Here is a 21,120-nt window from a genome sequence, read left to right as displayed (position 1 = left end):
CCGATCAGGAGGAGACAGCACCATGCGTGACCTCGTCTACACCGGTTTCATGTCGCTCGACGGCGTCGTGGACTCGCCCGGCGGCGGGCCGGGGGAGGAGCACCGCAGCGGCGGCTGGGTGTTCAAGGACCTCGAGTTCGTCCCGGAAGCCTGGTCGCTGAAGGGCGAGGAGCTCGCCGACACTACGGCGCTGATGTTCGGCCGCCGCAGTTACGAGGCGTTCGCGCGGGTCTGGCCCGGCTCGGAGGACCACGCCGCCTACAAGGAGCTGCCGAAGTACGTGGTGTCGAGCACGCTGTCCGAGGATGCCCTCGTCGACGGGTGGGGGCCGACGACCATCCTGCGCTCGACCGAGGACGTCGCCGCGCTCAAGGAGGGCGAGGGCGGCGCGATCTTCATCCACGGGAGCGCGGAGCTGGCCCGGCGGCTGTCGGACGCCGGCCTGATCGACCAGTACAACCTGCTCGTCTTCCCCGTGCTCCTCGGTGCCGGGAAGAGCCTGTTCGGCCGGGCCGACCGGGACAAGCAGATGCTGACGCTGCGGGAATCGGAGAGCTACGCGAACGGGATCCTGAAGCTCGTTTACGACGTCAAGCGCTGATCCAGGTCGAGGGCGATCGCGCCGCCGGCGCCCTCGCGCAGCTGCCCGGCGGTGCGTCCGACGTAGGAGCGCAGTGCCCGGGCCAGGTGCGGTTCGTCGAAGTAGTCGAGCTTGGCGACGACATCGGCGGCCGGGTGGCCGGCCGCCAGCAGCTCCGCCGCCGTGCGGGCCCGCTCGATCTGCCGTACGCCACCCCGCGTCAGCCCGGTCGCGGCGCGGAACCGGCGTTCGACCGTGCGCCCCGAGACGGCCGGGCGGTGCCCCCGCAGCACCTCGGCGACGAGCGGGTCACGGACCACGATCCCGGCCCGGACGAGACGCTCGACCAGGGCCTCGGCGTCGTCGGGTCCGGGCGTCTCCCAGCGCGCGCCGTCCAGTCGGAACGTCCGGCGCGTGGTGTCGGGCAGCTCGACGCCACCGTCGACCAGCGCGGGCGTGGGCACGGCCCGCAACGAGGTGCCCACGGCGAACTCGACGCCCGTGAAGGCCGCGCCCTCCGGCACCGGCGCCGTGCCGGTCCGGGTCTCGGGACCGGTGACGCCCGCATACGCCCGGCCGCCCTGCTCCCAGAACACCAGCCCCCAGCGCACCCCCGCGACGGACGTCATCGCCGAGACCTGCTCGCTCGTGCAGGTCCACACGGCGTCGACCCACGGCGAGTCCGACTGGCGCGTCTCGAAGCGCAGTTCCACGGGTGCAGAATACGCCGCGCCGGGCAGCCGACGGCTGCTCCGGGCGAGAACGAGGACGTCGCTGAATCACAATCCCCGGGCTCCTGTCTATTCGTACAGCAGGTCGTGGCATGGCTCGTCCGAGGGGTGCGTGACGTATCCCGATTGCCCGCAGGTCTGCCTGCACAGTCTTGAAGACATGACGGAGTGGGGGATCAGGTCGGCCCGCGGGGGACTGACGCGAGTGAGCGTCGCCGCCGTTGTCGTGCTGGGCTCGGTCGCACTCACGAGTGGTGCGGTGCGGGCGGAGTCGGCCGACACGGACAACCCGCCGCCCCACGGTGTACGTGTCGAAGTGACGGCGGGGCCCGCGCCTGGATGCCGTCGGATCGTCGTTGACACCGAGGGCAGCCACTCCCTCCTGACCGTGGGGTGTGACGCCTGCCCGCACTCGTACGTGGCCGTGACAGCGCGCACGGCGCCCCAGCTGCAGTTGGGCCTCGTATGGAAGGGACCGTGCGAGAGGCCGCCCGCCACGCCGCCCCCACCTACTCCGAGTCCTGAGCCCTCGTCCCCGAGCCCTCCTGCCCCCACCCCTGCCTCATCTGCCCCCACCCTCACGCCACCTGCCCCCACCCCTACCTCCCCGGCACCCACGCCCTCACCACCGAGGGCCGCGGCTCCGCCGCCCGCGCTTCCCGTGCCGACCCGGCCGCACCCCTCGAAGGCGGCCGGTACGCCGAGCCAGCAGCCGAAACAGCCGGAGCGGGCGGCGCCGGCCCCGCAACCCGTCAAGCACCGGACGTACCAGGCCCCGCCGCGCAGAGCGACACGCGAAGGGACCCCGTTGATGACCCTGGCCCTGCTGCTCATCGCTCCGGCGGTACTGGCCGCGGCGGCCCTGCGCACACGTTCCTCGTCCGGGGGCGGCGGGCGCGGCCGTTAGGGCCCGTATCGAAGGTGGCGCCCACCCGGTTCGCGCCCCCTCACCACCGCCACAGGTTGCAACGCAGCGACCGGACCAGGCCCCACTGCAAACCCCACCCCACCGACCCTGCCGCGCTCTACGGAGGCTCCATGTCGCAATGGCTGGTCCTGGCCCTGGTGATGGCCTCGGCCTGCGTGGTGGTTCTGGCCATCACCCTGCTCAGGCACCGGCGTATCCCCGACGACGACGATCCCACCGAGACACCCGATGTCATCGAGTACATGACCATGATGATCGGCGTTGTCTACGCGATCGTGCTCGGACTCGCCATCGCCGGTGGCTGGGAGGCGCGCGGTGCCGCGCATGAGAACGTACGCGCCGAGGCCCAGGCCCTGCACGAGGTCAACGAGCGTGCCCAGGCATACCCGGCGGCCGTACGGGACCGCATCAAGAAGGACATCGACGCCTACGTGCGGTACGTGGTCGACGAGGAGTGGCAGGTCATGGCCGATCGCGGCGAACTGTCCGACCGGGGAACGGAACTGTTCTCGCGGGTACGCAAGGACGTCGCCGGCTACGAACCGCGGACCGACCAGGAGGACCGGGCCTACCAGCCGATGGTCGACCAGGTCGCCGTGGCCGATGACGCCCGGGGTTCCCGGGGCGACAGCGCGGGTGGGGCGATGCCGGGCGTGGTCTGGTTCGGTCTCATCGCGGGCGCGCTGGTGACGATCGGCATGATCTTCACCCTGCAGATCCGCACCTCCCCACCGGAATTGCTGCTCGCCGGCCTGTTCAGCGCCCTGATCGCCTTCCTGCTCTTCCTGATCTGGGAATTCGACTCGCCCTTCAGCCGGGACGCCGGCACGGCGGCCGGCCCCTTCCTCGACCTCTTCCCCGCCGTCGACTCAACCGCACGCTGACCGCCGTCGACTCAACCGCACGCTGACCGCCGTCGGCCACGGCCACGGCGCCGTCCCGGACGGCCCGTCGTCCGAAAGCGCGATGCATCCGGAAAGCAGCACCTCCACAGAGAGGAACGAGAGGCAGACCATGTCACAGCCCTTCAAGCTTCCGGCGTTCTACGAGCCGTACCCGGCACGGCTCAGCCCCCACCTGGAGACGGTGCGGAAGGACTCCAAGACCTGGGCCCGCAGGATGGGGATGATCGAGGGATCGGAGGTCTGGGACAGCCGTGACTTCGACTCCCACGACTACGCCTTGCTGTGCTCGTACACCCATCCCGATGCCCCGGCCGCCGAGCTGACCTTGGTCACCGAGTGGTACGTGTGGGTGTTCTTCTTTGACGACGACTTCCTACGGCGTTTCAAGCGCAGCCAGGACCTTTCCGGAGCCCGCGCGTACCTCGACCGGTTGCCGGCCTTCATGCCGATGGAGCCCGGCGGTGCGCCCGCGGAGCCGGAAAGCGCGGTCGAGCGCGGCCTGGCCGACCTGTGGGCCCGCACCGTGCCGGCCATGTCCCAGGACTGGCGCCGCCGGTTCGCGACGAGCACGCAAGCTCTGCTCGAGGAATCCCTGTGGGAGCTGCGCAATATCTCCGACGGCCGTGTCGCCAATCCGCTGGAGTACATCGAGATGCGGCGCAAGGTGGGTGGTGCCCCCTGGTCCGCGGGTCTCGTCGAGTACGCCGCGGGCGCCGAGGTGCCGGAGCCGATCGCGGCCTGCCGTCCCATGCTCGTGCTCCGGGACGCCTTCTCCGACGCGGTGCACCTGCGGAACGACCTGTTCTCCTACCAGCGGGAGATCGAGGACGAGGGTGAACTCTCCAACGGCGTACTGGTCTTCGAGAAGTTCCTGGGCTGCGACACCCAGCAGGCCGCCGACGCCGTCAACGAGCTGCTCACCTCTCGGCTGCAGCAGTTCGAGCACACCGCGCTGACCGAGCTGGCACCGCTGTTCGCCGAGCACGGCCTGCCCCCGCAGTCCTGCGCCGACGTCCTGGCCTACGTCAAGGGACTCCAGGACTGGCAGGCGGGCGGCCACGAATGGCACATGCGCTCCAGCCGCTATATGAACGGCGCGGCCGGGGGCTCAACGACCGCAGGCTCAACGACTGCAGGCTCAACGGCCGCAGGCTCACCGGTCACGGCGAGCGCGTCAGCCATCCCGGGCGGTCCGGCGGGCGGCCTGGCAGGTGTCCTGCACGGTCCGACCGGTCTGGGCACCTCCGCGGCCCGCATCACGGCCTCGGTTGCGGCGACGATGCCGCAGCGGTTGCGCAGCCACGCGCATGTGCCGTTCCAGCGGGTCGGGCCGGTCCCCGTCCCCGAGCTGTACATGCCGTTCACCACAGAGCTGAGTCCTCATCTGGACGACTCACGCGAGCACGTCGTCGACTGGGCCCACACGATGGGGATGCTGGAGCCGCTGCCCGGCGTGCCCGGTCCCGGCATCTGGGACGAACACAAGCTGCGGGCCTTCGACTTCGCCCTGTGCTCGGCGGGCATCCATCCGGACGCCTCCCCCGAAGAGCTGGACCTGACGACGCACTGGCTCACCTGGGGAACGTACGCCGACGACTACTACCCCGCCGTGTTCGGACCCCGGTCCGACATCACCGGCGCCAGGCTGTGCAACGAGCGGCTGTCCGCGTTCATGCCGGTGGACTCCACGGCGGTCCCCACCCCGGCGAACGCGCTGGAACGCGGGCTCGCGGACCTGTGGTCCCGTACGGCCGGCCCGATGACGACCGCAGCACGCCGCGCGTTCCGCGGCACCATCGAGGACATGACCGGCAGCTGGGTGTGGGAACTGTGCAACGCGGCGGAGAACCGCATCCCCGACCCGGTCGACTACATCGAGATGCGGCGCAAGACCTTCGGGGCGGACCTCACGATGAGTCTGTGCCGTCTGTCCCACGGGCGGACGGTGCCGCCGGAGGCGTACCGGAGCCGTCCCGTCCAGGCGATGCAGAACTCGGCGGCGGACTACGCGGCCCTGATCAACGACCTGTACTCGTACCAGAAGGAGATCGAGTTCGAGGGTGAGATCCACAACGCCGTTCTCGTCGTCCAGGACTTCTTCGACTGCGGCCTCACCGAAGCGCTCGGCATCGTCGCCGATCTGATGACCTCGCGGATGCGGGAGTTCGAGCGCGTGGTGTCCACCGAGCTGCCGGAGATGTTCGACCAGCTGAATCTCGACTCCGGCACACGGGCCACGCTCACCGGGTACGCACAGGAGCTCAAGCACTGGCTCGCCGGAATCCTCATCTGGCACCAGCAATGCCACCGGTACGAGGAGGCCGAGCTGCGCCGCCCGGTGGGTGGCTGGACCGGCCCGCCCACCCGTCCCACAGGTCTCGGCACCTCAGCGGCTCGTATCCCGGCCCTGTCATGCGGGAGCAATTTCATGCCCGAAAAGAGCCCGTAAAAGCGGAAGTAACTCTCTGGGGAATGCTCGGTGGTGCCCGTTCGGTGGCATTTCATTCCCACTCGTTTGAGTTATGGCAAAGCGCCGGTTTTAAATGTCACGCTTTTTCAGCACGTCGAAAAACTGTCGAAAAACTGATTCTCCATCACAATCGCTTGGGGGAAATACATGTCGGTCGAGGCGGGTAGCGAGAACCGCACGGAGCAGGACCGGAGCCAGCAGAGCCTGGCGACGTCGGCCGCGCGGAACCTGGCCACCACCACCAAGTCCGTCCCGCAGATGCAGGAGATCACCTCCAGGTGGCTGCTGCGGATGCTGCCCTGGGTCCAGGTGGAAGGCGGAACCTACCGGGTGAACCGCCGGCTGAACTATGCGGTCGGGGACGGGCGCGTGACCTTCGTGAAGACGGGGGACCAGGTGGAGGTGATCCCGGCCGAGCTGGGGGAGCTTCCGACGCTGCGGGACTACGGCGACCTCGAGGTGCTCGGCGAACTGGCGCGGCGCTGCCGGCAGCAGGAGTACGAGCCCGGGGAGGTCCTCGCCTCCTTCGGCAGCCAGGCGGACACGGTGTTCCTGCTGGCGCACGGCAAGGTCGAGAAAGTGGGCTCCGGGCCCTACGGAGATGACGCGGTACTAGGTGTACTGGCCGACGGGGCGTACTTCGGCGACCAATGCCTCACCGCCTCCGACGGCATCTGGGAATTCACGGCACGTGCCCTGACCCATTGCACCGTTCTCGCCCTCACCCGGCAGGATGTCCTGACACTGGCGGACCGTTCCGCATCGCTCCACGCCCACCTGGAGCAGGTGCGGTCCGTTCCCGAGCAGCGCACCAACAAATACGGGGAGGCCGCGATCGACCTGTCGGCCGGCCACGTCGGAGAGGCCCTGCTGCCGCACACCTTCGTGGACTACGAGCCGGCCCCGCGCGAGTACGAACTGAGCGTCGCGCAGACGGTTTTGCGGATCCACAGCAGGGTCGCCGACCTCTACAACCAGCCGATGAACCAGACGGAGCAGCAGTTGCGGCTCACCGTCGAGGCGCTCAAGGAACGCCAGGAGCACGAACTCGTCAACAACCGCGAGTTCGGCCTGCTCCACAACTGTGAGTACGACCAGCGGCTGCAGCCACACGCCGGTGTGCCCAGCCCCGACGACATGGACGAACTGCTCAGCAGGCGCCGTGGATCCAAGCTGTTCCTCGCCCACCCCAGGGCGATCGCCGCGTTCGGACGGGAGTGCAGCAAGCGGGGTCTCTACCCGGACACGGTGGAGGTGAACGGCCACCAGGTGCCCGCCTGGCGCGGTGTGCCGATCTTCCCCTGCAACAAGATCCCGATCTCCGAGGCCCGCACGACATCGATCATCTGCATGCGTACGGGCGAGTCGGAAGCCGGCGTCATCGGGCTCAGGCAGAGCGGCATCCCGGACGAGATCGAGCCGAGCCTGTCCGTTCGCTTCATGGGCATCAGCGAGCAGGCGATCATCTCGTACCTGGTCACGGCCTACTATTCGGCGGCAGTCCTGGTGCCGGATGCCCTGGGCGTCCTGGAGAACGTCGAAATCGGCCACTGGCGCTGACACAAGCACAAGTGCCAAGACCCGGAGCTGGGCCGGACGGTCCTTGGACGATCACGGATCGTCCAAGGACCGTCCGGCCGTCCGGCACCCCCAGCGGGTCTTTCGACGTCGGCTACGGCCACTCGCGGCCATTCACCCGCGGGGACGCGTTGGGCGATCGCCTCCCAGGGAGCGAGTTCTGGAGGTGGGGGCTGCCTCCACCTTGGTGGTCCTGCCGAGGGGACCCACCTCTGTGTCCGGGCAGGCTTGGACGGCTGCCTCGCACTGGCCGCACAGGGCTTCGGCCTCGTCGTGGGTGGTCCCTTGTGCGCGATGACCAGATCGCACCGGCCCACGAAGCCGCCGTTCAGCCGGAGTCGCCCGTGTCGGCGGCGCGAGCGGGCTGCCGGCGCCGGTGACGGGACCGTACATCCGTACTCCGCGCGGGAACTCGTCCACCTCGGGTCTCTCCGCCGGTTGGCGGCGGTGGCCGGTGCGGCCCGTCGAAACGGGCGGCGGGGCATGGCCCCATGGGCCCTAGAGGCGTGGCACGTGGTCCACCCACGCCATGTCGGCCGGCGCGATGAGCGACTGGCCGGCCACGGCTGCGGGGGTCACGCCGGTGAACGCCACGACGTCCCGGTGCAGATGCGACTGGTCGGCGTAGCCGCAGTCGGCCGCGACCCTGGCCGCCGCCTGGCCCCCGGCCAGGCGGGTGGCGGCCCAGTCGTAGCGGACGAGCTTCACGGCGCGCTTGGGCGGCAGGCCGAGCTGCGCGTGGAAGCGGGACCATAGGCGCTTGCGGCTCCAGCCCAGCTCGTCGGCCAGCTCCTCGACCCGCACCTGGCCGTGCCCGGCGACGATACGGTCCCAGGCCCAGGCCAACTCCGGCTCGATGGCGGGCCCCGCGGCGGACAGCCGGGCGAGGAACGCTTCGACGAGCGCGAAGCGTTCCTCCCACGAGGGGGTCCCGGCCAGCTGTTCGCGCAGCCGGGCTGCCCACCGCTCTCCCCACAGGTCGTCCAGGGCCACCACGGAGCTCTCCAGCTCAGCAGGGCCCACGCCAAGGACGGCGCGCGCGATAGCAGGGGACAAGCGCACCTGCATCCACTCGACGTTCGCGGCCCGCACCCGCGCCGCACCGCCGACGCCGAACCCGAGCCCGGTGACAAGGCTGCCGCGGTGCTGCCGCCCCGTCGACTCGTCGATGCCGAGCGCCGCCTCGCCGCAGGCCAGCGCCAGCGTCAGCACGGGGTGCGGGTCGAGCCGGTGGTCGACCGGAGCCGGGCCGCGGTCGCGCAGCCCCGCCAGGACGACGCCGGGTACGCGGCCGGGCCGGGCCGGGCGCGTGACCTCCCACACGGGGGTAACGACGCGCTGACGCACGGCAGTTGACATGCGTCCATGCTACGGGCCCCGCCCGGACGGAACATTTCTCCAATCCAGCGGGCCGCACCCGCGGCGAAGGTGAGCGCATGACTTCCACCGGAACCACCGCGCTGCCACCACCGGGCGTGGCCCGTCTGCTGCGCCCGTACGCGGGCGGCCTCGCCGTCGTCGTCGTCCTTCAGGTCATCGGCGCCGTCGCCGGCCTGGCGCCGCTCCTCGCGGTCGTCGAGCTCGGCCGTACGCTGCTGGCACCGGGGCCGGCCGACGACGGGCACGTGCGCAACGTCGTGATCGCGGGCGCGGCAGGGCTGCTCGTACGGCTGCTGTTCACGGCCGCCTCGTCCGGCGTCGGACACCTCCTCGACACCCGGGTGCAGCTGTCGCTGCGCCGGCAACTCGCCGCGCGGCTCGGGCAGGTGCCGATCGGCTGGCTGGCGCGGCGGCGCAACGGGGAGCTGGCGAAGCTGGTGGGTGAGGACGTCAGCGCCGTGCACCCGATCATCGCCCACACGCCGGGCGAGCTGGTCTCCGCCTTCGTGGTGCCGCTGGTCTCGCTCGGCTACCTCCTCACCGTGGACTGGCGGCTGACACTGATCACGCTGATCCCCGTGCTGCTGGCGGTCGCGCTGGTGCCGCTGATGATGACCCCTACGCGGCTGCGCGAGCAGAAGGAGTTCGACGCCGCGATGGGGAGGATCTCGGCGTCGGTGGTCGAGTTCGTGCAGGGCATCGCGGTGGTGAAGGCGTTCGGCGGGTCGGAGCGGGCGCACAGCGCGTTCCGTACCGCGGTGGGCGACTTCACCCGGAGCTTCTACCGGATGGTGCGCGGTCTGTCCGGGCTCGCCGCCGGGATGCAGGTGGCGCTGTCGCCGCCGTTCGTGCTGCTGGCAGTGCTGGTCGGCGGCGCGTACCGGATCACCGGGGGCGGGCTCGCCCCGGCGGACCTGCTGCCTTTCCTGCTTCTCGGCCTCGGGCTGACCGCGCCCGTGGCCGCGCTCGGGCACGGCTTCGACGACCTCCAGGCCGCGCGGCGCGCCGTCGGCCGCATCCGGGACGTACTCGCCGAGCCGTCACTGCCCGAGCCTGTACGGCCGGTGGCGCCTGAGGGACACCGGGTGGAGCTGCGGGACGTCCGCTTCGGGTACGAGGGTGCCGCGGCTGGGCGCGAGGTCCTGCGCGGTATCGACCTGGTGCTGGAGCCGGGGACGACCACGGCCGTGGTCGGGCCGTCCGGCAGCGGCAAGTCCACGCTGGTGCAGCTGCTGCCGCGGTTCTACGACCCGACGCACGGCTCCGTGCTCCTCGGCGGCGTCGACCTGCGTGAGGTGGGCAGCCAGGAGCTGTACCGGCGGGTGTCCTTCGTCTTCCAGGACGTCCGGCTGCTGCACGCCTCGGTCGCGGACAACATCGCCCTCGCCGTCCCGCACGCCGACCGCGACGCCGTCGTCCGCGCCGCCCGCCGGGCGAGCATCCACGACCGCATTCTCGAACTGCCCCGCGGCTACGACTCGGTGATCGGCGAGGACGCCCGCCTCTCCGGCGGCGAGGCGCAGCGCGTCTCGATCGCCCGCGCCCTGCTCGCAGACGCCCCCGTCCTGGTCCTCGACGAGGCCACCGCCTTCGCCGACCCGCAGACCGAGCAGGCGGTGCGCGAGGCGCTGGCGCAGACCCGGGAGAAGCGGACGACGCTGGTCATCGCCCACCGCCTGGAGACGATCGCCGACGCCGACACCGTCGTGATGCTGCGCGACGGCGAGATCGTGGAGCGGGGCACGACCGCGGAACTCCTCGCGCGGGGCGGCGCGTTCGCCGAGTTCTGGAAGATCCACGCCGGTGCCATGGAAGCCGGTGCCATGGAAGGGGAAGAGGCCCGATGATCAGCACACTGCTGCGTGTGCTCGGCCACGAGTACGCCGGGCCGGTGCGCCGCACCGTTGCCCTGATGACGGCGACCGCCCTCGCCGAGGGACTGTCGTACGCACTGCTGGTGCTCGTGCTGCGCGCGCTCTTCGGCAGTACACCCGAGGACGCCCGGCCCTGGCTGGCTGCCTTCGGCGCGGCGGTCGCGGTCTATGCCGCGCTGCGGTACGTCAGCGACCGCTCCGGTTTCCGCGTGGGCACGACGATGCTGCACGGCATGTACGAGCGCCTGGGCGAACACCTCGCCCGGTTGCCCATCGGCTGGTACCAACCCGGCCGCACCGGCGAGGTGTCCGTCCTCGCCAGTCAGGGCGTGTTGCAGGCGATGAGCGTGATCGCGCACCTGCTGGCGCCGTTCATCTACGCCTGTGTGACGCCGCTGACGATCGTCGCCGTGATGCTCGCCTTCAACTGGCAGCTGGGGCTCGCCGGCCTGGCTGCTGTGCCGTTGGTAGCCGCGGTCCAGCTGCGTACGGCCCGCGCGACGACGGCGACCGACACGGAGCGCGTGGCACGCGAGCGCGCGGCCACCGGCCGCGTCATCGAGTACCTCCAGGCCCAGCCGGTGCTGCGCGCCGGCGGCCGCACCGGCGAGCGATTCGGTTTGCTGGACGATTCCCTGGAGGAGCTGCGCCGCGCCTCGCGTCGCTCCACCCTTTCGGCGCTGCCAGGTGTGCTGGGTCTTGCGGTCACCGTGCAGGCGGCGTTCACCGCGCTGCTCGCACTCGGTGCGTACCTCGCCCTAGGCGGCGACATCGGCGCGGCCGAGGTGCTCGCAGTCCTGGTGCTCGCCGCCCGCTGCGCCGACCCGCTGCTGTCCCTCGCCGAGATGAGTGGCGGCATTCGCGCCGCCCGCGCCGAACTCACCCGCCTAGACGACGTCCTGGGAACCAAGCCGCTGCCGGAGCCCCGCGTGCCGCGCGAACCGTCCTGCCACGACGTCGAGTTCGACGCGGTCACCTTCCGGCACGGCGACCGCACGGTCGCCGACGGGGTGACGCTGTCCGTACCCGAGGGCCGACGGCTCGCCGTCGTCGGGCCGTCGGGCGCAGGCAAGACGACGCTGCTGCAACTGCTCGCCCGCTTCTACGACGTCGACGCGGGCGCGGTGCGGATCGGCGGCTTGGACGTACGGGAGATGGACACCGCGGCGCTGATGGCGCGGATCGCCATCGTCTTCCAGGACGTCTACCTCTTCGACGGCACGATCGAGGAGAACGTGCGCCTCGGCCGCCCGGACGCCACCGACGCCGAGGTACGCGCCGCGGCCGCCGCGGCCCGTCTCGACGAGGTGATCGAGCGGCTGCCCGGCGGCTGGTCGGCGGACGTGGGCGAGGGCGGGGCCCTGCTGTCGGGCGGCGAGCGGCAGCGCGTCTCCATCGCCCGCGCACTGCTGAAGAACGCGCCGATCGTGCTGCTCGACGAGGTCACTTCGGCCCTGGACCCGGTGAACGAGACGGCCGTGCACGCCGGCATCGAGAAGCTGATGGCGGGCCGGACCGTGGTGCTGGTGGCGCACCGCATGGGGACCGTGCGCCGGGCCGACCGCGTCGCCTTCCTGGACGCCGGGCGGGTGGTCGAACAGGGCAGCCACGAGGAGTTGCTGCGGCGCGCCGGCCGGTACGCCGCGTACTGGGACCTGTCCCTGGCCGGGGCGGCGCGGGACTGAGACGGCGTGCAGGGCCCCGGTGGACCTGGCGTAGCGCCTGGTCGTAGACGGACTTGGCTTGGGGCGCACCACCCGCAGCTCGGCGACGGCACCCACACCGCGTACGCACGCGGCCTATTGCTGACTTTCGCAACGACTGCCCGCTTCGACCGCGACTTCAAGAAGCTCCTTCCCACGAACGTCCCATCATGGAAATGACCTGGGCGCCTGACGGGCGCGCCACCGGGCAGTACGGAGACGAACTCCGCGAGGGCTGAGAGCGGCCCACCTGATACACGTGGTGGGCCGCTCTCGTGTCCCTCGCCTACGAGGCGACTCGCTCAGAGAGCCCTGCCGCAGCCGGCGCTGTGGCTTCGTGTCCGAGCGCGGCGCTCCATCGTCACTGACGCTCCCTCTCGCTCAAGGGCGGCTTAAGACAGGCCCGGCAGGGTCGGTCAGGCCACCGCCAAGGGTGGTGGGCCTGTGCCCGGGACGGGGCGCGGGCCGTATCGGCGTCGTGGACCGCCCACGGGGATGCCGAGCGATGCGCGACTCAGTGAATGGAGACACCATGGCCACGGTTGCGAGCACCGCCGTGGGCGAGCGGACCGGACCACTGGACCGGCTGCGCGCCCTCCATACCGAAGGACGCCTCATCGGCGCGTACGACGAGGTGCCCGGGCTGCTGACCGAGCTGGCCGGGTCGGGGGACCCGGCCGGACCGCCCGCGCCCGACCTGGTGCGCGCCGGACAGCTGCTCGCCCGCCTCGACCCGGAGGAGGTGCTGCGCGAGCACCCCGGCACCGAGACGTTTTCCGTCGCGGTCACCGGCCACTCCACCCTCAGTGGGCTCACAGCCCCGCTGACCGCTGAACTCGCCCGCCACGGCCTGCTGTTGAAGCTGCACGAGGGCGATTACGACTCGTGGTTCCGCGATCTTCAGGACACCGGTAGCGAGCTGTACGCCTCGGGTGCCGAGCTGGCGCTGTGCGTCCTGGACCCCGAGGTCGTCTTCGACGAGCTGCCCCACCCCTGGCTGGTGGAGGACGCACAGCGGGTCACCGCCGCGAAGCTGGCCCTGGTCCAGAACCTCGCGGAGCGCTATGTCACGCACGGCAACGGCACCCTCGTACTCAACACCGTGCCGCTGCTGCGCACCCAGCTTCGCCGCCTGGTCGACGCCCGGTCGCGGGCCCGGCTCGGGGTCGTCTGGCGGGAGTTCAACGCGGGGCTGCTGCGGCTGTCGGCCGTGCACGACCGCGTCCACGTCGTCGACCTCGATCCGCTGATCGCCTCCTCCGGACCGGTCAACGAGCCGCGGCTCGCCGCCTACGCCAAGGTGCAGCTCGGCGAGCAACTGCTCGCCGGTTACGCCCGCGAGGTCGGCCACCTGGCCCGGGCGCTGCGCGGACGCACCAAGAAGGTGCTGGTGGTCGACCTGGACAACACGCTGTGGGACGGCATCCTCGGCGACGACGGTCCGGACGGTATCGCCGCCGCGACCACCTACCGGGGCGAGGCGTTCGGCCGGTTCCAGAAGGCCGTCGGCCAGATCGGCGCCCAGGGCGTACTGCTCGCGGTGTGCAGCAAGAACGACAGCGAGCCGGTCCGCAACGTGCTGCGCGAGCACCCCGACATGGTGCTGCGCGAGGCCGACTTCGTCCAGATCACCGCCAACTGGGAACCCAAGGACCGCAATCTGCTGGAGATCGCCCGTCGGCTCAACCTCGGTGTCGACAGCTTCGTCTTCGCCGACGACTCGCCGTTCGAGTGCGGTCTGGTGGCCCGCAGCCTGCCCGGGGTCGCCGTGGTCCGGCTCGACGAGGAACCTGCCCTGCACATCGAGCGGCTGCTCGCCGACGGCTGGTTCGACGTACGGGAGCTGACCGCCGAGGACCGCGCCCGGGCGACGCAGTACCGCACGGAGGGGGCACGCCAGGACCTCCTGGAGCGGGCGGGCTCCATGGAGGAATACCTCGCGGAACTCGGTGTCGAGGTCACCCTCTCGCCCGTGGCGGAGCACGAGATCGCCCGGGTCTCCCAGGTGACGCTGCGCACCAACCAGTTCAACCTCACGACCGAGCGGCTTCAGCAGGCCGACGTACGGGCCCGGCGGGAGTCCTCCGACGGGCTGGTGCTCGCGATCCGCTCCGCGGACCGGTTCGGCGACAACGGACTGGTGGGGGTGATCCTGGTGAGCGACGTCGGCGCACCGGACGGCTGGCACATCGACAACATGCTGCTGAGCTGCCGGGTGTTCGCCCGCGGCATCGAACAGGCCTGCCTGGCCGCCGTTCTGCGCGAGGCCCGGGCCCGCGGGGCCGGCGCCGTGCGCGCCCGCTACCGTCCGACCGCCAAGAACCACCGGGTGCGCGAGCTGTACCCGTCCATGGGCTTCGCGGAGACGGGTGAGGACGCGGACGGCACCGTGTCGTTCCGGCACGACCTGGCCGAGGATCACCTGCCCACGCCGCCGGCGCACGTCCGTCTGACGGCGGACTTCGGCCGGCGGTCGTCCTGAGGCGGGCGGCGTGGCGGCCTGGCCCGGCATGGGGCGGTGGTCCGTGCGCCGGGCGGCGCGGCGGGTCTGGCGGGGGATCGTCACGTTCCTGGTGGACGGCTTCGGCGCGCTCGCCGTCATCTTCGGCATGGTCCCTCCGGCCTCCGTCGACCAGGCGAAGCAGTGGTGGCTCGGCGACGACGGCTCCAGGACCCCGGTCGGTGTCCTCCCGCTCGACGAGCCGCCGCCCGCCCATCCGGAGCGACTGGTCGCCGATGCGCCGCTCTCCCCGCGCGAACGGGAGTTGTGGGCGCAGCTGGAGGATCCCGGCCGGGTGGAGGACGGGCCCGGCCGACGGGAGTGACACAGCCGCGCGAGGGCTGGTGACGGACTCGCGAGAGGGCTGGTGACGGAGCCGCAAGAGGGGCTTTAGAGGCGGGGCCGACGATCGGCACGACAGCTCCGACGGGCAGTCGGTCAGGTCAGGTCAGTCGGTCGGTGAGTCGGTCAACTGGTTTCAACGCGATACGAGGCGCTTCGAGGCAAGGGGAATGACGGTGGCGGAATTCGGTTCATTCGCGGAGCTTGTGCTGACGCGGTCGGACGAACGGGGTGACGCGGACGCGTTCGTGTTCCTCGCGGATGGAGTGCGGGGCAAGGAGCCCGAGCGGCTGCCCTATCTGGAGCTGGACCGCGCGGCCAAGGACATCGCGTCCTGGCTGCAGGAGCGAGGTCTTGCGGGGCATCAGGTCCTGCTGCTGTACCCGTCGGGCCTGGACTTCGTGAAGGCGTTCGTGGGCTGCCTCTACGCCGGGGCCGTCGCGGTGCCCGCCCCGCTGCCCTCCGAGCAGGGCCAGCACTTCCGGCGGGTCTCCGGGATCGTCCGCGACGCCCGGGTCGGCGCGGTGCTGACCCTCGCGGAGCACGCCCCGGAGGTGGAGGCGTGGCTGGCGGCCGAGGGCTTCTCGGACGTGATGTGCCTGGCCACGGATCAGGGGACCGTCGGTGACGCGGGCGCCTGGCGCGACCCGCGGCTGGGCCCGGAGCACCTGGCGTTCCTGCAGTACACCTCGGGTTCCACGAGCACGCCCAAGGGCGTGATGGTCTCGCACGGCAACCTGCTCGCCAACGAGGCGGCCATCGCCCGCTCCACCGGCAACACCGCGGACTCGGTGATCGGCGGCTGGCTGCCCTTCTACCACGACATGGGGCTGATTGGGCACATCCTCCAGCCGCTGTGGCTGGGCACCACGAGTGTGCTCATTCCCCCCGTGTCGTTCCTGCGCAAGCCCGTCCGCTGGCTGGAGCTGGTCAGCGAGTACGGCGTGAACGCCAGTGGCGGCCCCAACTTCGCGTACGACCTGTGCGTCCGCCGGGTCACCGACGCGCAGTTGGAGGGCCTGGATCTGTCGTCGTGGCGGACGGCCTGCAACGGCGCCGAACCGGTCAGGGCCGAGACCCTGAAGGCGTTCACCAAGCGCTTCGGGCCGTACGGGTTCCGGCCGGAGACCATGTTCCCCTGCTACGGCATGGCCGAGACCACCCTGCTGGTGACCGGCACCCCCAAGACCCGCGGCGCGCTGCTGCGCGAGGTGGACGCGGCCGGACTGGAGCGCGGCACCCTGGAGGGCCCGTACCTGGGCGCTTCGCGACGGACCCTGGTCAGCAGCGGTGTCGCGCTGGCCGAGGACTTCGAGGTGCGGATCGTCGACCCCGAGACCCTCGTCGAGCGGCCCGAGGGCCAGGTCGGGGAGATCTGGGTACGCGGCGCCAGCGTGGCCTCCGGTTACTGGGAGCGGCCCGAGGTGAACGCGGAGGTCTTCGGCGCCCGGATCGCCGGCCAGGAGGAGCTGGGCACCTGGCTGCGCACCGGCGACATGGGCGTCCTGGGCGGCGGCGAGCTCTTCGTGACCGGCCGGCTGAAGGAGATGGTCCTCATCAACGGCCGCAACATCTACCCGTACGACGTGGAGAGCGCCGTACGCGGCCTGGATCCCGCGATCGGTGCGGGGGCCGTCTTCGCCGTCGACACCGATGGGCAGGAGCACCTGGTGGTGGTCCACGAGATCCGGGCCGCCGCCGCGGGTGCCGACCTCAAGAGCATCGCCACCGACGTCCAGCGGCACATCGGCATGGAGTTCGCCGTTCCGGCCGGCAATGTGCTGCTCGTCCGCCCCGGCACCGTACGCAGGACCACCAGCGGGAAGATCCAGCGGACCCTGATGCGGAAGCTGTTCCTCGAAGGAGCGGTCACCGCGCTGTACTCCGTACTGGACCCGGCGGTGCGGGCGCTCGTCGAACGGGGCGCGCAGGACGCGCAGGCAGCCGATGGCCCGGCCCTGGTTCCGGTGGGCTGACGCATGGAGCATCCTCCCTACCGCGTCGCGCAGGAGCTGGAGCTGCTGCTCGGCGATCCCGAGGACCCGGACACGGACTTCTCCCACGCCGGCTGCCTGGAACTGGACGAGAACGAGGAGTTCCCGGCCGGTATCTGCCGGGTGCTGGAGGACTGGGGCCTCCAGGAGTTCTACATCCCAGCGGAGTACGGTGGCCGGCTCACCGACTACGAGACCGTCATGCAGGTCATGCGGGTGGTGGCCCGCCGCGATCTGACCGTCGCCGTCGGACACGGCAAGACGTATCTGGGCGGGGTGTGCGTCTGGATCGCCGGCACCGCCGAGCAGGCCCGCCGGCTCGCCGCGGACATCCGCGCGGGGGTGCCGGTCTCGCTGGCCCTGACCGAGCGTGCCCATGGCAGCGACCTGCTCGCCGGGGACGTACGGGGCGAGCCCGACGGCCGGGGCGGCTGGCACATCAGCGGCGAGAAGTGGCTGATCAACAACGCCACCCGGGGCCGTGTGCTCTCCGTCCTCACCCGCACCGCCCCGGACGGCGGGCCGCGCGGCTTCACCGTGCTGCTGGTGGACAAGCGGCGGCTCACCGAGGGCGAGCACTACCGGTGCCTGGACAAGATCCGTACGCACGGCATCCGGGGCGCGGACATCAGCGGGATCGCGTTCGACAGGGCGCCGGTGCCCGCGGACGCGGCGGTCGGCGGGGAGGGCGGCGGCGTCGAGACGGTGCTCAAGGCGCTGCAGCTCACCCGCACCATGTGCGCCTCGCTGTCGCTGGGCGCGGCCGACCACGCGCTGCGTATCGCCCTGGACTTCGCCGAGCGGCGCGAGCTGTTCGGGCGGCATCTGGTGGACCTGCCGCAGGCCCGGCACGTGCTCGCCTGCGCGGCGGCCGACGTACTGGCCGGGGAGGCGCTGGCCACGGTGGCGGCCCGGTCCGTGCACACCGTCCCCGACGAGCTGAGCGTGGCCGCCGCCGTCACCAAGTACCTGGTGCCCACCGGCACCGAGGCCGTGATCGGCGAGCTGACCCGGCTGCTCGGGGCACGGGCCTTCCTCAAGGACGTCCACGCCCGGGGCATGTTCCAGAAGGTCGACCGCGACCACCGCATCGTCGGCCTCTTCGACGGCAATACCCTCGTCAACCTCAACTCCCTGGTCAACCAGTTCCGTTCGCTGGCCCGCGGCTGGCAGCGGGGCGGCGGCGACACGGCCGGCGCCGTCCGGGCGTTCGACCTGTCCACGCCGCTGCCGCCGCTGGACCCCGCGCGGCTGTCCTTGGTCGCCCGGCGGGGCAGCGGCATCATGGCCACGCTGCCGGACTCCGTGGCGGCGCTGCGTTCCGAGGCCGCCCGGAGCCCCGAGCTCAAGGAGGCGCTGGCCACGGCGGAACGGCTGCTCGCCGTGACCGGCCGGGTCCACGAGGCCATGCACGCCTACCGCACCGTGGTCTCCGACGTCCCGCCCGCCGCCTTCGACATCGCCCGCCAGTACAGCCTGTGCCTGGCCGGCGCCGCCTGCCTCGGCCTCTGGGCGCACAACCACCGGGCCGCGAGCACGGGCCGCACCGGGGCGCTGTGGCGCGACGGCGTGTGGCTGCGGCCCGTACTCGACCGGCTGCTGGCACGGCTGGGCGAGCCCGACACGGGCGAGCCCGACGCCTACGCCCCGCTGCTGGAGCGGCTGCGGGCCGCCCGCACCGAGGGCGAACTGTTCTCGCTGCTGCCGTTCCAACTGCACGGGGGCGCCGCGCTGCCTGCCGGGGCACCTGGGGGTGCCGTTGCGCGGGCCGGGGTGCCCGGTGGCGCCGCGCCGCAGAGCGAGGCATCCGCAGGTGCGGCCTCGGACACCGAGGCATCCGGTGGTGCGGCCTCGCACGCCGGGGCACCTGGCGGTGTTTGTCCGCGTTCCAATTCACCTGACGGCGCTCGTCCGCAGGCTGCGGCACCTGGTGGTGCCGTTGCGCGGGCCGGGGTGTCCGGTGGCGCTGTCGCGCAGGGCGCGGCATCCGGCGGTGCGGCCTCGCACGCCGGGGCACCTGACGGCGCTCGTCCGCAGGCTGCGGCACCTGGTGGTGCCGTTGCACGGGCCGGGGTGCCCGGTGGCGCCGTCGCGCAGGGCGAGGTTTCCGGCGGTGCTGCTCCGCACACCGACTCATCCGGCGGTGCGGCCCCGCACGCCGACTCGTCCGGCGGTGCTGCTCCGCACGCCGGCTCCTCCGGCGGTGCCGTCGTGGCCGCTGATGTAGCCGGCGGTGGCGGCGACGGTTCGTGGGCCGCTGTTTCGTACGTACATACCGACACCCGGGCCGCCGTGGGCGGTACCCGGACTTCCGAGGGGACGTCATGCTGAGTGAACCCGCGGTTCAGGGGCCGCACGGCACGGCAGCCCCGGCCGGTTCCGCCCGAATCAACGATCCGGCTGCCCAGGAGAGCGCGGTCCGGGCCAGGGTCGCCGAGTTGGAGAGCCGCTTCGGTGATCCCCACGACCCCGCCAACCCGCTCGGCGCCGCAGGGCTGCTGGCCGCCGATGAGGCCGGGGAACTGCCCGCCGCCGGCGAACGGCTCCTGGACGACCTGGTGCTCAACGCCGAGTTCGTGCCCCGTGAGTTCGGCGGGCGACTGGACCGGCTGGACTCTCTCGTCCGGGTGATGCGGCAGGTGTTCCGGCGCGATGTGGCGCTGGGGCTCGGCTACGGCATCACGTCGTTCATGGCCGCCGTCAACGTATGGACGGCCGGGAGCGAGGAGCAGCGGCGCAGGCTCGCCGATCTGCTGCTGGGTGGCTCCAAGGTCTCCGTCGCCTACCACGAACTGCCCCACGGCAACGACTTCGTGCGCAACGAGTTCCGGGCCCGCTCAGTGCCCGGCGGTTTCCGGCTGCACGGTCGCAAGGAGGTCATCAACAACGCGGACCGGGCCGACGCCTTCACCCTGTTCAGCCGTACCGACGACAGCCCCGGCAGCCGCAGCCACTCGGTGCTGCTGGCGGAACGGGAGCAGCTCGACCGGGACCGCTTCAAGGTCCTCCCCCGCTACCAGGCGGTCGGCGTGCGTGGCTGCAGGCTGTCCGGCCTGGACTTCACCGACTGCCCCGTACCCGACAGCACCCTGGTCGGCGCCCGCGGCCAGGGCGTCGAACTGGCCCTGCGCTCCTTCCAGATCACCCGCAGCGCGGTGCCCAGCATGGCCATCGGAGCCCTCGACACCAGCCTGCGCACGGTGGTGCGGTTCGCCGTCGGCCGGCAGCTGTACCGGCGGTCGGTCATGGAGATCCCGCACGCCTCCGCCACCCTCACCGGCGCCTTCCTCGACCTGCTGATCTGCGACAGCCTTTCGCTGGTCGGCACCCGGGCGGTGCACCTGCTGCCCGCCGAGACCAGCGTGTACGCGGCGGCCGTGAAGTACCTGGTGCCCAAGATGCTCACGGACACCATGTACGACCTGTCGATCGTGCTCGGGGCGCGGTTCTACGTACGGGAGGGCGAGTTCGGCCTCTTCCAGAAGCACGTACGCGACCTGCCGGTGCTCAGCCTCGGCCACGCGGGCTCGGCGGCCTGTCAGGCCACCATCATCCCGCAGCTGTCCCGGCTCGCCCGGCGTGCCTGGTTCTCCGGGGACGAGGCCCCGCAGAGCCTGTTCCGTCCCCTGGAGAAACTGCCCGGCATCCCCTTCGACCGGCTCGCCCTGGCCAGCGGCCGGGACAGCCTGAGTGCCTCCCTCGTCGCCGCCGCCGACGACCTGCCCAGCGGCTCCCCCGAGGAACTCGCCGTGCAGGCACTCGTCATGAAGATGCTGGACCAGCTGCGTCAGCTCCAGGAGGACAGCCTGAACCTCTCCCCGCAGGACCGCACCGCACTCGCCAGCCCGGCCAGCTTCGCGCTCGCCGACCGCTACGCGGTGTTCCTCGCGGCGGCGTCCGTCCTGGGTGTCTGGCGCGGGGCCCGTGACGGCGACGACCCCTTCCTGGCCGACCCGGCCTGGGTGGCCGCCGCACTGCACCGGCTCGCCCGCCGGCTCGGGCAGCGCCCGGCCGACCTGCCGCCCGGGTGCGAGGGCCGGGTGCACGAGGAAGTGCTCCGGCGCTTCCACGAACGCCGCAGCTACGACCTCTACGACACCCCGCTGGCCGGCTGACCGCCGGCCGGCCGGACCTG

Annotated in this window: 13 protein-coding genes; 11 read left to right on the top strand and 2 right to left on the bottom strand. The window is 71.6% G+C overall.

From position 1 onward, the window contains the following. Nucleotides 1–22: 22 nt before the first annotated feature. Nucleotides 23–601: a dihydrofolate reductase family protein gene (locus tag ACQEVY_RS19155; RefSeq protein WP_432950066.1), complete on the top strand. Its 579-nt coding sequence runs from the start codon at nucleotides 23–25 to the stop codon at nucleotides 599–601. Here the strand turns inward: ACQEVY_RS19155 and ACQEVY_RS19150 are convergent. Continuing rightward, nucleotides 583–1,293, bottom strand: a complete 711-nt coding sequence (locus ACQEVY_RS19150) for a helix-turn-helix domain-containing protein (protein ID WP_432950064.1) — start codon at nucleotides 1,291–1,293, stop codon at nucleotides 583–585. The genes ACQEVY_RS19155 and ACQEVY_RS19150 overlap by 19 nt on opposite strands. Nucleotides 1,294–2,349: 1,056 nt before the next feature. On the opposite strand from ACQEVY_RS19150, the gene ACQEVY_RS19145 reads away from it, so the two are divergent. From ACQEVY_RS19145 to ACQEVY_RS19135, 3 genes are all read left to right on the top strand, one after another. After that, entirely contained in the window at nucleotides 2,350–3,123 is a 774-nt protein-coding gene (locus ACQEVY_RS19145) for a DUF4239 domain-containing protein (RefSeq protein ID WP_432950062.1), read from the top strand. A 130-nt stretch (nucleotides 3,124–3,253) separates the two neighbouring features. After that, a complete protein-coding gene (locus ACQEVY_RS19140) occupies nucleotides 3,254–5,593 on the top strand; it encodes a family 2 encapsulin nanocompartment cargo protein terpene cyclase (protein ID WP_432950060.1) in 2,340 nt (779 codons plus the stop codon). Between the two features lie 168 nt (nucleotides 5,594–5,761). After that, nucleotides 5,762–7,174, top strand: coding sequence for a family 2B encapsulin nanocompartment shell protein (locus ACQEVY_RS19135; RefSeq protein WP_432950058.1), 1,413 nt, complete (start codon nucleotides 5,762–5,764; stop codon nucleotides 7,172–7,174). 516 nt (nucleotides 7,175–7,690) lie between these two features. Here ACQEVY_RS19135 and ACQEVY_RS19130 read toward each other — a convergent pair. Next, nucleotides 7,691–8,551, bottom strand: a complete 861-nt coding sequence (locus ACQEVY_RS19130; RefSeq protein WP_432950056.1) for a helix-turn-helix domain-containing protein — start codon at nucleotides 8,549–8,551, stop codon at nucleotides 7,691–7,693. 77 nt (nucleotides 8,552–8,628) lie between these two features. Between ACQEVY_RS19130 and ACQEVY_RS19125 the strand changes: the two genes are divergently transcribed. The 7 genes from ACQEVY_RS19125 (at nucleotide 8,629) to ACQEVY_RS19095 (ending at nucleotide 21,100) form a co-directional block, all read left to right on the top strand. Next, nucleotides 8,629–10,419, top strand: coding sequence for an ABC transporter ATP-binding protein (locus tag ACQEVY_RS19125; RefSeq protein WP_432950054.1), 1,791 nt, complete (start codon nucleotides 8,629–8,631; stop codon nucleotides 10,417–10,419). Next, nucleotides 10,416–12,131, top strand: a complete 1,716-nt coding sequence (locus tag ACQEVY_RS19120; RefSeq protein WP_432950052.1) for an ABC transporter ATP-binding protein — start codon at nucleotides 10,416–10,418, stop codon at nucleotides 12,129–12,131. Before ACQEVY_RS19125 ends, ACQEVY_RS19120 begins: the two co-directional genes overlap by 4 nt. A 550-nt stretch (nucleotides 12,132–12,681) precedes the next feature. Then, on the top strand, nucleotides 12,682–14,631 hold the full coding sequence (locus ACQEVY_RS19115) for an HAD-IIIC family phosphatase (RefSeq protein ID WP_432950050.1): 1,950 nt from the start codon (nucleotides 12,682–12,684) through the stop codon (nucleotides 14,629–14,631). Nucleotides 14,632–14,641: 10 nt separating this feature from the next. Next, nucleotides 14,642–14,974, top strand: coding sequence for a DUF6059 family protein (locus tag ACQEVY_RS19110; RefSeq protein WP_432950048.1), 333 nt, complete (start codon nucleotides 14,642–14,644; stop codon nucleotides 14,972–14,974). Nucleotides 14,975–15,161: 187 nt separating this feature from the next. After that, nucleotides 15,162–16,967, top strand: coding sequence for a fatty acyl-AMP ligase (locus tag ACQEVY_RS19105; RefSeq protein ID WP_432950046.1), 1,806 nt, complete (start codon nucleotides 15,162–15,164; stop codon nucleotides 16,965–16,967). A gap of 3 nt (nucleotides 16,968–16,970) precedes the next feature. Next, complete coding sequence (locus ACQEVY_RS19100; RefSeq protein ID WP_432950044.1) at nucleotides 16,971–19,316, top strand: acyl-CoA dehydrogenase family protein; 2,346 nt, start codon at nucleotides 16,971–16,973, stop codon at nucleotides 19,314–19,316. Then, a complete protein-coding gene (locus ACQEVY_RS19095) occupies nucleotides 19,310–21,100 on the top strand; it encodes an acyl-CoA dehydrogenase family protein (RefSeq protein ID WP_432950042.1) in 1,791 nt (596 codons plus the stop codon). The genes ACQEVY_RS19100 and ACQEVY_RS19095 overlap by 7 nt, the downstream gene beginning before the upstream one ends. Nucleotides 21,101–21,120 lie beyond the last annotated feature (20 nt).

The organism is Streptomyces sp. CA-288835 (genome assembly GCF_050936385.1).
Classification (GTDB): Bacteria; Actinomycetota; Actinomycetes; order Streptomycetales; family Streptomycetaceae; genus Streptomyces.
Note: the sequence above shows the minus strand (reverse complement) of the source record. Positions and strands in the feature narration are given on the sequence as shown.